The sequence below is a fragment of the Pyxidicoccus sp. M15 genome, from assembly GCF_056858435.1.
Window position 1 is genome coordinate 10,792,230 of the sequence record NZ_CM166495.1, and the last position, 12,268, is coordinate 10,804,497.

Sequence of the window (12,268 nt, forward strand, 5' to 3'; positions counted from 1 at the left end):
CCGACTGAGGACCTGGCTGACACTCCCCCGTGAAGGCCACCCCTGGCCAATAAAGGTGGTCCGGGTTTCCGGCCGCGCACTTCCTCATCTACACGCCCGGAGTCCTCGTGAAGGCGGGCAGCCGCGGGAACTGGGGGCCCAGGCGGTGATGGAGTGGCTGGCGGCGCTGCCCTTCACCGTGGCCTCCTTCGACACCGCGCATCCAGAGTGGGAACAGGGCCCGGACGCCCATGCGGCGCCCGGCTTCGCCTTCCAGCACTACGCGCACGGGTGGGCCTGTGCCTTCCGGGGAGAGGGACACGCGCAGCCGGTGTCGCGCCGGTGGCTGGAGCACGGGCCCTGGCGCGTGCTGCGCGGCCCCGGGGACACCCCGCTGGTGCAGTTCCACGACGTGGAGGCGGACGCGGACCACCGGCCCACACCCGTGAAGCCCGGCTGGGTGAAGGCCGTGGAGGCGCGCGGCCGGTAGTGGAGCCGGGCTGGAGCCGCCCAAGCGCTACCGGGCCAGGCTCTCGCCCCCGGGGGCCTGGGAGACGGGGACCCCGTTGACGACGAAGACGGTGAGCGTCGCTGGCTGGCTCCGGTTCCCGGACGTGTCGAACGCCGTGGCCGTCACGGTGTGGAGCCCGTCGGCCACCAGCATCGTGGACCAGCCCAGGAGGAAGGGCGGCCGGGTGCTGGTCCCGATGCCATGGCCGTCGACTTCGTAGAACACGGAGGCCACGGCGATGTTGTCCGAGGCGCTGACGCTCAAGCGGACCGTCCCGCTCACCGTGGCGCCCTCCACCAGGGACGTGAAGGTGAGCGCGGGCGGCTCCGACTCGTTGTCCACGGTCACCGTGACGGAAGTCTCCCCCACGTTGCCGCGAGCGTCATGGGCGAGCACCCGCAGGGTGTACGTCCCATTCGCCTCGATGGCCGTGGACCACCAGACGGTGGCCGAGGTCGTGTTGAGGGCCGTCCCCACCTTCTGAGTCCCGCTGTAGAACTCGAGCTTCGTCACGCCGACGTTGTCCGAGGCGGAGGCGGTGATGGCGACGTTGCCCCGCACGGTGGCGCCCGCGAGCGGCGCGGCGAGCCGCACCTGGGGCGGCGTCTCGTCGTTGTCGGTGAGGACGGAGATGGACGTCACCGCGCCCTCGTTGCCCACCGAGTCATGGGCCCTGACACTCAGGGCATGGCTGCCATTGGCCACCGCGCCCGAGTCCCAGGTCCACGAGAACGGCGCCGTGGTGTCACTGCCCAGCAGGATGCCGTCCACGAAGAACTCGACGCGAGCCACCTCCACGTCATCCACGGCGGTGGCGGTGAGCGTGACGAGGTTGCGCACCGTGGCGCCGTCCACCGGAGCGGTGAGGGTGGCGGTGGGCGGCGTGTTGTCCACCGTCACCGAGCGCGCGGTAGAAGTGCCGTGGTTGGAGGCGGCGTCGTACGCCTCGGCCCGCAGCGTGTGCACGCCGCCGAGCCCCGTCCGCGTGTCCCAGTCCCAGGCATACGGCGCGGTGGTGTCACTGCCCAGCAGCGTGCTCCCGTCGTAGAAGTCCACGCGCGTCACGCCCACGTTGTCGGAGGCGCTGGCCACGAGCGTGACGACGCCCCGGACGAGGCTGCCCGCCGCGGGCGCCTGGAGGTCCACCTGCGGCGCCGTCAGGTCGTTGTCGAGGGTGACGGTGACGTACGCGGTGCCCACGTTGCCCGCCGCGTCGTAGGCGCGGATGGACAGCGTGTGCGGCCCGTTCGTCGTGGTGCGCGTGTTCCAGCTGAAGGCATACGGCGCGAAGGTGTCGGTGCCCAGCAGCTCCGCGCCATCGTAGAGCTCCACCTTCGTCACCCCGACGTTGTCGGTGGCCGTGGCGGTGATGGAGGCGAAGTCGCGGAGCACCGCGCCCGGAAGCGGCGCTGTCAGGGTCGCGGTGGGCGGCGAGAGGTCCGGGGCGGCACTGACGGTGAAGACCAGGTCATCGTGGTCGTTGTAGCTGCCAGCCACGCACGCCGAGGAGGCGCTGCCGCTGTAGCGGAAGCGGCCCCGGATGGCCTGGGAGCCCGTCTGCGAGGGCAGTGTGTAGGTGGTCGAGAGCACCTGGGCGCCCGTCCCGGCGGGCGTCAGGGTGCCGATGAAGACCCAGGAGGGATTGGTGACGCTGGCGCTGTAGTACAGGTCGAGATGGTCCGACCCGCCAGCGATGTAGGCCCAGACCGTGGCCTCGATCTTCACACCCTTCCCCACCGTGAAGGGCTGGCCATCCACCGAAGACACCTTCAACCGGTCCAGCGACTCGTCGGAGTGATAGCCGCCGGAGGTGCCGTCCGCGCAGGAGCCGCCCAGCGTGTTGGGCTGGTTGGGCTCGGGGCCGAGCAGCGCGCGGCCGTTCAGGAGCGCGAGCGAGTCACACGAGGCCGCCGCGCCCGGGCACCGGGGCACCTTGAGCGTGCTGTCGTAGATGGCGGTGGCATGGATGGGACCGCTGTTCATGGTCAGCGTCACCGTGGCCACGTTGGACTGGAACACGCCGTCGCTCGCCGTGTACGTGAACGCGTCCTGACCGACGTAACCCGCCTGCGGGGTATAGGTCAGGTGGGGTGCGGTGCCGGAGAGCGTGCCGTGGGCCGGAGCGGACGTCACGGTGTAGGTGACTGCGTCACCATCCGCGTCCGGGGCCGACAGCGTCACCGCCACCGGAGTCCCCTCCGTCGTCGTGACGAACACGTCACCGGCCGCCGGCGCGTCACTCACCGGCGTCACGGTGAGGGTGACGGTGGCCAGGGTGGAGGTCAGCCCATCCGAGGCCTCGTAGATGAACGAGTCGGTGCCGAAGAAGTGGGCCGCCGGCGTGTACGTCAGCTGGGGCTCGGTGCCGGAGAGCGTGCCGCGCACGGGCGGCACCGCGATGGAGTAGACGATGGGCCGGCCCTCGGTGCTGGTGGCCGACAGCGTCACCGGCACCGGCGAGTCCTCGGCCGTCGTCACCGACGCGCCCTGGGCCTGCACCGTGCCCTTTCCGAGCCGCACCACGCGGCCGCCCGAGACTCCGCCCACGGAGATGGACAGGAGGTAGTGCCCCTCGGGGAGCAGGGGCGCGACGGTGCTCAGCGACGTGCCCGAGAACCAGGTGTTCGGCAGCCGGGTGATGGCCCCGCCGCCCACGGGCATGAGCCAGGCCACCGGGAAGTTGGTGGGCGCGGAGGTCCAGCGGCCGGTGCTCCCCTCGGAGATGCCGCGGAAGCCGGCGCCGCGGAGGGTGAGGGCCGCGCCCCTGTCGATGAAGTTGGGCAGGCTCACCGAGGGACGCCACGCGTCGAGGGCGCCATCCGGGTTGAAGTACTCGGCCGTGGACGTGGGCGCGCCGCCGCTCCCCGTCCCGCCGAGGATGAGCACCTTGCCCGAGGGCAGCAGCGTGGCGGTGTGGCCATACCGGGCCGTCGCCAGCACCGCGAAGCTCGTCGTCCAGGTGTTCGTCGCGGGGGCGTAGATGTCCAGGGACGTGCGCGCGGTGCCCGCCGCATCCTGGCGGCCTCCGCTCACCAGCACGTGGCCCGACAGCAGCAGCGTCGCGGTGGTCTGGTCCCTCGCGACGGGCAGGTTCGCCGCGGCGCTCCAGGTGCCCGAGCCCAGGTCGTACCGCTCCGCCGAGGCGAGGAGCGTCCCGGCCCCGTTGCGCCCGGCGAGCACCAGCACCCGGCCGTCGGGCAGCAGCGTCCCCGCATGGCTCACGCGGGCCGTCACGAGGCTCCCGGTGAAGGTCCACTGCTCCGTGATTGGGTCGTACAGCTCCGCCGAGGCGAGCACGGACGTGCCGCTGTTGCCTCCGACGACGAGCACCCTGCCGTCGGGCAGCGGCACCGACAGGTGGCCGTCCCGGGCCGTGCGCAGGGTGCCCGTGGCACGCCAGGTCCCGGTCGCCGGGTCATACAGCTCCGACGAGGAGAGCGAGGCGCCCGTGCCGTCCACGCCGCCCGACACCAGCACCCGCCCGTCGGGCAGGCGCGTCGCCGCGTGCCGCGTGCGCGCCACGTTCATCGTCCCCGTGGGGAAGAAGGTGAGGGCGGACCAGAAGCGCTCCGCCGTGGCCAGCACCGTCCCATTGGAGAGCGAGCCTCCGGCCATCAGCACCCGGCCATCCAGCAGCAGCGTCGCCGTGTGTCCGCTCCGCAGCGTGGACACCTGGCTGGTGCTGGCCGAGGAGCCGCTGGACGGGATGAAGTGCTCCGCGAAGGCGTGCGCCCCCGTGGCGGTGCGACCGCCCATGCTCAGCACCTCGCCGCCGGGCAGCAGCGTCGCCGTGGCGCCGGTGCGGGCGGTGCTCAGCCCGCCCGCGAAGTCCCGGACGGCGGTGGACGGCTCGTACACCTCCACCGCCTCACTCACGCTGGGAGAGTTGCCGAAGACCAGCGCCCGGCCGTCCGACAACAGCGTCCCCAGGGTGGTCTGCCGGGTGCTGAGCAGCCGGCTGGAGGCGGTCCACGTGCCGGAGTTGAAGTCGTACAGCTCGGAGGTGTCGGTCGGATAGTTGTCGGCGCCATAGCCGGACACCATCAGCACCTTGCCGTTGGAGAGCAGCATGGCGACCGCCTGGGTTCGAGGCGACGTCATCGACCCCGTCGCCGTCCACGTGCCCGTGGCCGGGTCATACAGCTCCGCGCTGGAGTGTACGGGGCTGATGCCCCCGTTGCCCTGAAGGCCGGAGCCCCCCGCCAGCAACACCTTGCCGTTGGGCAGCAGGGTTGCCGTGCCATTCCGGCGGGGCGAGCGGGTGCTCCCCGTGGTCGTCCAGGTGCCCGTGGCCGGGTCGTACAGCTCGGCCGCGGAAGTCACGGCGGTGGAGAAGCCATAGCCGCCCGCCACCAGGACCCTGCCGTCCGCCAGCAGCACCGCCGCATGCTGGCGATGCCGCGTCGGCAGGCTGCCCGTGGGGCTCCACGTGCCCGTGGTGGGGTCGTACAGCTCCGCGGTGAGCTCGGCACTGGAGGCACTGCCTCCGACGGCCAGCACCCTGCCCGAGGGCAGCAGCGTCGCCGTATGGAACCCACGAGGGCTGCTCATGGCGGCGGTGACGGACCAGGCCCCCGTGGCGGAGTCATAGAGGTCCTCCGCGGCGTACGCGGCGGCACCGGTGAAGTTCCCGGCCAGGAGCACCTTCCCCGAGGGCAGCAGCGTCGCCGTGTGGTTGGAGCGCGCGATGTGCATGGCCCCCGCCGAGGCCCAGGTCCCCGAGGCGGGGTTGTAGACCTCCGCGGACGCCAGGTTGCCGCTCGCGGCGTACCCACCGGCGGCGAGGACCCGGCCGTTGGGGAGCAGTGTCACCGTGCCGCTGTGCCGGATGACCGACAGGGAGCCGGTGGAGGACCAACCCGGGTCCACCACCACCGGCCCCGTCAGGCCGTCCAGGTCCAGCTCCATCCGCACGGTGAGGGTGCGGCCCGTGAGCGCATACCGCGCGAGCTGCCCGCCGCCACCCGCCACCGCCACCACGCCGCGCAGCAGCGCGGGCCCCTGGCGCGTGCGCCCCTGGCCGTCGCGCGCCACGACATGGTGCATCCGCAGCACGGGCTCTTCCCCGGCGTCGAGGAACTCGAGGTAGTCCCCCGCGTCGCGGACCGACACGATGCCGTCCGGCACGGTGACCTCGTAGCGCGCGTGGTGCCGCCGCGCGCCCTCGGGCAGGACGAAGTACTCCTCCACGCGGTGGGCCACCCAGCTGCCCTCGCGCGGCCCGGCCCCGCCGCCCACGGGCGCCCACAGGTGGTCCGGCCCGTACCAGGCGCCCTCCGCCGTGGCTCGCTTCGCGGCCGCCCTGCCCCCGTCCCGCGGTGCCCGCACCTGGAAGACGTACCCCCGGGTGGTGAGCTCCAGCGCATCCGCCTCCGTCGCGGGGGGCGTCACGTGCAGCGCCGCCTCCGCGTTGACGGGCGTCGCGTCCGCGAGCCCGGCTTCGGCTTCGAAGAACTCGGGGAAGTGCGCCTGGACGCGCGCCAGGGCGCCATCCGCTCCGGACGCCGCGGCCTTCATCGCCATGGGAGCGGCGCGGCTCTCGGACGGTGGACGCTCGAAGTCGAACGAGCGCCCCACCTGGACCCAGCCCGCCACGTCGGGCCGCGCGGCCTCACCGCCGCCGTGCTCGGGAGTCACGTCCTGGCAGGAGGCCAGGACACAGGATGCAACGAGAACTGCCATCAGCGATACGCGAACCATGCCGCCCCGGGTGAAAAATTCCACGACAGGACGCGTCATATGCCAGTCCCCTGACAAGGGAAACTGAGCCCGGGGCTACCCGGGCGGGGCCGGCGCAACCCGGGGCGCGAGGGTCAGCGCTTCGGCGGGGTGTCGAACGCCCAGCGGGTGATGCGCTGCTTCGCCGGGGCCACCGCCGCCAGCGCCAGGGGCGCCCTCGTCCAGAGCAGGGCCTTCACGTCCTCGAGCCTGCCCAGCTCGAAGGGGGGGCCCGGCTCCTCCACCACCTGCTGGACGAAGAGCCGCGTGGGCCCCGGCTCCACCTGCGTGTAGAAGAGCCACCCGCCTTCCGGAGAGAACTCTCCGAGGTGCACCCGCTCCAGCGCAGACAGCGTCGCCAGGGGTGCCAGCTTCGCCTCCTTGTCATCCCAGGTCGCGCGCCAGATACCCCCGACTGCCTTGGACGTGGGCGTGAGCGCCGCCACGGTGAAGACGGCCAGCGGGCGGGTGGGATGCAGCCGCAGCCTGTCCAGCCGGAGGCCCGCGGACAGCATGGCCCCGAGCGCCCTCGTGAAGGGATGCTCCCGGGGCCCATCCAGCGCCGGGCCGAACACCTGCACCTGATTGTCCTTGCGCAGCATCAGCAGGCCATTGCCCGCGTCCCAGACGAAACCACCGTCGGTGCCCATCTCCAGCTGGCCGACGGTCTCCGCCTCCCGCCCGCCCAGGTCGAGCACGCGCAGGCGGAAGTCCACCGTGTCCGTGTCCAGGTAGTTCGTCAGGTCTCGGACCAGCACGGCCACCCGCCGGGGCTCCACCGACAGCCAGCGCGCGGCGACGGGGTTCTCCTTCACGTGGTCCGCGGCGAGGTGCACCTGGTGCTCGCGCCGCGCCAGGTCGTAGAGCACGAGCAGCCGCGACTGGAGGTACGCCGCCAGGTCGGGCAGCACCGCGGGTGCCAGGGCCTGCAGATTCCCTCCGGACACCTGCTCCTCGTACCGCTTCGCCACCTTGGAAGTCTGGGCGGACGACACCCCCAGCTCCAGCAGGCGCAGCGTCTCGTCGAAGAGAATCACGGCCGCGGCGCCCGGCCGCAGCGTGGGCAGCACCAGCGCCAGCTCCTCCGGCACCACCGGCAGGGCGTAGCTCCGGGCTTCGCCCGGGAAGGGCAGGCTCTTGCTCAGTGCGAGCGGGGCGGTAGACATGGAGGCTCCGGGGCGAAGGTCACGAGTCGGCGAACACGTCGGTGAAGCGGACCTGGTCCTCGTAGAGGATGCCCTGGTCATCACCCGGGGCCTTCTCCACCTGCTCGAGCACGGCCGCGAGAGTCTTCACGAGCTGGTGGTTGCGAGCCATGCGCTCCTTCGTCTTGCCGAAGTAGAGCTCCTTCTCCTCCTCGGAGACAGGCGCTGTCGCCACGAACTTCTCGATGCCCTCCAGGAGTTTGTCCGCGATGAGCGGCATCCGGTAGAAGCGCATCGGGTTGACCACGGCGAACTGGTAGAAGAGGTTCACCTTGCGAGGAAGGTTCAGCTCCTTCTCGACGAGCGCCAGGCCCTCCAGCGCCTGCTTGTGCCACTTCGCATAGCCAATCTTGGACGCGAGGATCATGTACCAGTCGGTGCCGAACATGATCTTCTTCAGCATGCCCTTCTGCTTGCAGACCTTGGCCAGGCCCTCCCAGTGCAGGGGCAGCTCCTCGTTCTTCTCCATCTTCTTGAGCGCCTGCGCCTCCTTCTTCGAGCGCCCGGGATAGGGAATCAGGGGCTCCATCAGCGGCAGGTAGGAGAGGTCCGTGTAGAAGTTCTCGTAGGCCGGGTTCGTGCAGAGCTCCACGATGGACTGGACCCAGTTCTTCTCATACGGCACGTCGTCCAGGTCCATGCAGGGGCCCTTCTCGTTGTCGAGATAGTGCCACCAGATGCACGCGTCCGACGCGAAGTGGGCCAGGCAGAGGCGCAGCTTGTTGTGCTTCTCCAGCAGCGGCCTCCAGGCCTCGGGGTGCAGGTACTTCTCCTTGAAGTACTTGAGGCGCAGCGGCGGGTCCTGCGCCATCTTCTGGCTGTCACCTCCGGCGCGCGCCAGCCGGGCGGGCATGTCCTCGTGCAGGCGGATGGCCCTCGCGGCGCGCTCGTAGGTCTCCCCGGTCTCCTCGAGCGCCGAGCGGGCGTCGTGGTACTCCGAATAGGCCTTCCAGTACTCGGGGTCCGTCGGCATCGGAGGGCCCGCCATCTCCGGGACCAGCATTCCGGAGGACTGGTAGATGTACGGGTCCATGGGCACATGGTGCTCGCGGCAATGGTCCTCGAACGCCTTCTCCGCCCGGGTGAAGCGCTCCTTCGCGTCCAGGTACTTGTCCCGCTTCGCGCTGGCGTCCTTGTAGTCGTCCCGGTCCCGCTGGCTCAGCTTCGCGGCCTCCGCGGGGTCCATGTCGATGAAGATTCTGCGCTCGTGCGTGAAGTGCCCGCTGGGAGTGCAGTGGGTCATGATGGGCAGGTCCTCGCCGGCGCACCGCGCGAAGAACTTCGCCAGGCTGGGGACCCGGGAGTCCACGGGCTGGTAGCCCTGGGGCGTATACATCTTGAAGCCGGCGAACATGCCCGCCTGCGACTTCGTGGCCAGCTGCTTGAAGGGGTTCTCCCACTTGGGCGAGAGCGAGGCCTGCTCGAAGGACGTCTCCTGGCCCGTCCACACGGAGTAGCGGCGCGGCTCGTAGTGATACAGGGGGATGAGCCGGAAGGGGTGCTGGGCGCAGGCGATCTTGGTGTTCAGGACCTGCTCGTCCCAGGTCTCGAACAGGCCCCACTCGGTGGGGTGCGCGGTGCCGGTGTCCCGCCGCTCGTTCACCTCTCCCGTCAGCCGGACGTTGTAGGTGTAGACGGCCTTCTTCGCGCCGGGCGGCTTGGACTCCGTGTAGACGGATTCACCCTTGTAGCCATCGAGATGGCACAGGTCCATGTCCATGGGCAGCACGATGGAGATGCCCAGGAAGGAGCGGCCGGCGTCGCGCAGGTGCTGCAGGTTGTAATCCTTCGAGCGGGCCCGGAAGACGTCGAAGACGCTGTCGTTCTGCTCGATGGTGTCCTGGCCGATGCGCAGCGTGGAGCGGGGAGACCAGCTCAGGAAGGGCTGAACCAGGCTGACCAGCCAGGTGCTGCCAATCTTGTTGAGGCGCTTGCGCGAGCTGGCGGGAGACAGCAGGAAGTTGAGCTTGCCCCCGAAGACGCCGTTGATCACCGGCTCCAGCTGCGTGAAGTACGCCACGGGAAACGGCGTGCAGTTGGCGCTCATGATGTGCATGTGCGCGTCGAAGATGACGGGGACCAGGTTCAGCTTCTCCGAGGCGAGCAGCGTACTGGGGCCGCCGCTGGCCAGCTCGCTGAAGGCATCCGGGATGGAGACGATGTCGCCCGGCTGGATTTCGTTGGGCCCGCGCTTGCCGCGCAAAGCCTCGTTGGACTTGTGCTCGTAGATGTTCTTCCAGGCCTTGAACTGGAACGACTCTGCGAGCCCATCGGGCGTATCGCCCTCCTGGACCTTGTAGTTCTTCATGGTGTCCTCAGGCTCGGGAGATGCCCGCGTCCAGGTCAGGGAAGGAAACGCGGCACTTGCCGGGGGGGACGCCCTCCAGCTTCGCCTTCCCACTGCCGTCGAGCGTGCCCTTGCGCACGGTGCCGTCCGGCAGCTCGACCTCGTATGCCACGTTGGAGAGCGCCTTGCCGTCCGGACCCTTGAGCTGGAACTCCAGGGGCGCGGGCTTCGCCTCCTCCAGCTTCTCGATGTCCTTCAGCGCCGCCTTCTTGTCCTTCAGGGAGCCCGCGTCCAGGAGCTGAATCTTCGAACCCTTGAACTTCAGCTCCGAGCCGTCCAGGGTGAGCTTGTTGGCGAACAGCTGCACGTTGCCGGACTTCTCCAGGCTGAGGATGAGCTTGTCGTTCACCATCAGCGAGAACTTGTCCGCCTGGAGCGAGAAGGTCTTCGCCAGCCAGGACGTCTCCTCCTCGACCTTGAGCTGTGAGTCGGCGCCGACGTCTTCCTTCAGGTCCTTGCCCACCGTCACCGACGCCCCGGACAGCAGCTCGGCGATGAAGTCCCCGCCCACCTTGCGCGCGCTGTCCGCGCCCACGGACTCCTGCCGCGAGCCGACCACATACTCGGTGGAGGCGCCCCCCACCTGCACGGTGCGCAGGCCCCCGGTGGCCTCGTTGTACGCCAGCAGCACGTTGACCACGTAGCCGGCGCCGATGGTCTGCGCCCGCGCGGCCCCCACGTTCATCACCGCGCCCTTGCTCACCAGGGCTGTCTCGTTGCCAGCCACCTGCATGGACTGGTTCCCCTCCACCGACTCGTCGTGGTCGAGGCTGGTGGCGGTGTCGCGGTTCTGCAGCACCAGCAGGGACTGGTTGCCCTCGATGACGCTGGCATCGTCCAGGGTGACGGCGAGGGACTGGTCCCCCTCCACGGTGCGCTTGCGGTCCTTCTTCACCAGGAGGTCCTCATACCCGCGCACCTCCTGCTCCTTGTCATTCTCGGTGAGCAGGTCCTCGTCCTTCTGGGCGTGGGTGAAGACCTCCTCCTCGCCCTTCGAGTCCTCGATGCGCACCTCGTTGAAGCCATTGCTGCCCAGGCTGGAGGCGCTCTTGCGCGTCGACTTCGTCTTCTCGTCCGGCAGCGCGTACGGCACCGCGTTGGCGCCGTTGTAGACGGCCCCCGCCACCAGCGGCCGGTCCGGGTCTCCCTCCAGGAAGCGCACAATCACCTCCTGGCCGATTCGCGGCAGCCACACGTCACCCCACGCAGGGCCTCCCCACGGCTGACCTACGCGCACCCAGCACGACGACTTGTCGTCCCTCTTCCCCTCCCGGTCCCAGTGGAACTGCACCTTGATGCGCCCGTGCGCGTCGGTGTGGATTTCCTCGCCCGCGGGGCCCGTCACCGTCGCCGTCTGCGGGCCGACGATTCGCGGCTGCGCCGTCAGCCGTCGCGGCCGGAAGGGCACCGCCTTGGGCAACAGGTGGAACTGGTTGCGGTAGAGCCCCTGCAACGACTCGCTGCCGCCCGACACGTCCGGCTGCATCCCCGAGTGCACCACCTCGGTGATGAGGTACTCGCCCGCGAAGGTGCCGTCCTCCGGTGCGTCCAGCTCCAAGAGGAAACCCGGCGTCAGCCGCGGGGCCATCGCCTCGCCCGTCAGCGTGCGGCCACCCACGCCCGCGGCCTCCGCGCGCACGCTCGCCGCCGCCTTGCCCACCCCCGGCGCCACGTAGCCGGCCGGGTAGTCGTAGATTTCGAGCGCCGCCACGCCGTCGGTGGCCTTGCCCTTGCCGGAGATGTCCATCGCCGGCTTCTCGAAGTCGAAGTCCTTCAGGTGCACCGCGCCGGGCCGCAGCCGGTGCACCACCTCCAGCGCGTAGACGAACTCCCCGTCCACCGCCTCCTTGCCCATGCGCGGGCGCAGCGGCAGCGTCCCTCCCTGCGGCAGCGGCGCGTGCGCGGACGGCTTGTCCCCCAGCACCAGCGTGTGCCCGGCGTCCGTGTGCTCGAAGAAGTAGAAGATGCCCTCCCACTCCATCAGCCGGCTGACGAAGGCGAAGTCGCTCTCGCGGTACTGCACGCAGTACTCGCGCGGCGCGTAGCTGCCACTGAGCGCCAGCTTCACCTCCACCCCGCCCTGCCGCAGCACCGCCTCGAGGATGTCCGGAACGCTCTGGTTCTGGAAGATGCGGCTCTTGTGCGCCTGGGACAGGCGCCACAGCCTGGGCACCACGTGGGCCCGGTAGCGCCGCCGGCCCGTCTTCATCCCCAGCGATTCCACCTCGCGCACCACGCCGTGCACGTAGCGCGAGTCACCGTCGCGCACCGACAGCGTCACCAGCGCGTCCTTGCCCACCAGGTCCGAGACCGCCAGCGGCTCGCCGTCCCGGGTGAAGAAGTCGACCCGGAAGTCGTACAGCCGGCTGACGCCCTCCGTGCCCGAGATGCCGGAGACACTCAGGTCGTCGGGGCCATGGGCCCCGAGCTGCACGGAGAACGCAGGCGAAGTGCTTCGAGACATGACGGCCCCCTTCGCCGGCGGTGCGTAGACACCCACACCAGGAA

Annotated in this window: 5 protein-coding genes; 1 reads left to right on the forward strand and 4 read right to left on the reverse strand. The window is 70.2% G+C overall.

The window, feature by feature from the left end:
• Positions 1–145 precede the first annotated feature (145 nt).
• Positions 146–469, forward strand: a complete 324-nt coding sequence (locus ACX9TP_RS39925) for a hypothetical protein (RefSeq protein WP_482975924.1) — start codon at positions 146–148, stop codon at positions 467–469.
• Positions 470–496: 27 nt separating this feature from the next.
• Here ACX9TP_RS39925 and ACX9TP_RS39930 read toward each other — a convergent pair whose 3' ends face one another.
• The 4 genes from ACX9TP_RS39930 to ACX9TP_RS39945 all read right to left on the reverse strand — a co-directional run bounded on the left by ACX9TP_RS39930 (position 497) and on the right by ACX9TP_RS39945 (position 12,224).
• Positions 497–6,172: an Ig-like domain-containing protein gene (locus ACX9TP_RS39930; RefSeq protein WP_482975925.1), complete on the reverse strand. Its 5,676-nt coding sequence runs from the start codon at positions 6,170–6,172 to the stop codon at positions 497–499.
• Positions 6,173–6,303: 131 nt separating this feature from the next.
• Positions 6,304–7,374, reverse strand: a complete 1,071-nt coding sequence (locus ACX9TP_RS39935) for a hypothetical protein (protein WP_482975926.1) — start codon at positions 7,372–7,374, stop codon at positions 6,304–6,306.
• A 19-nt stretch (positions 7,375–7,393) separates the two neighbouring features.
• Positions 7,394–9,721, reverse strand: a complete 2,328-nt coding sequence (locus tag ACX9TP_RS39940) for a hypothetical protein (protein WP_482975927.1) — start codon at positions 9,719–9,721, stop codon at positions 7,394–7,396.
• 7 nt (positions 9,722–9,728) lie between these two features.
• Positions 9,729–12,224 (reverse strand): type VI secretion system Vgr family protein, encoded by a 2,496-nt coding sequence (locus tag ACX9TP_RS39945; RefSeq protein WP_482975928.1) that lies wholly within the window; start codon positions 12,222–12,224, stop codon positions 9,729–9,731.
• Positions 12,225–12,268 lie beyond the last annotated feature (44 nt).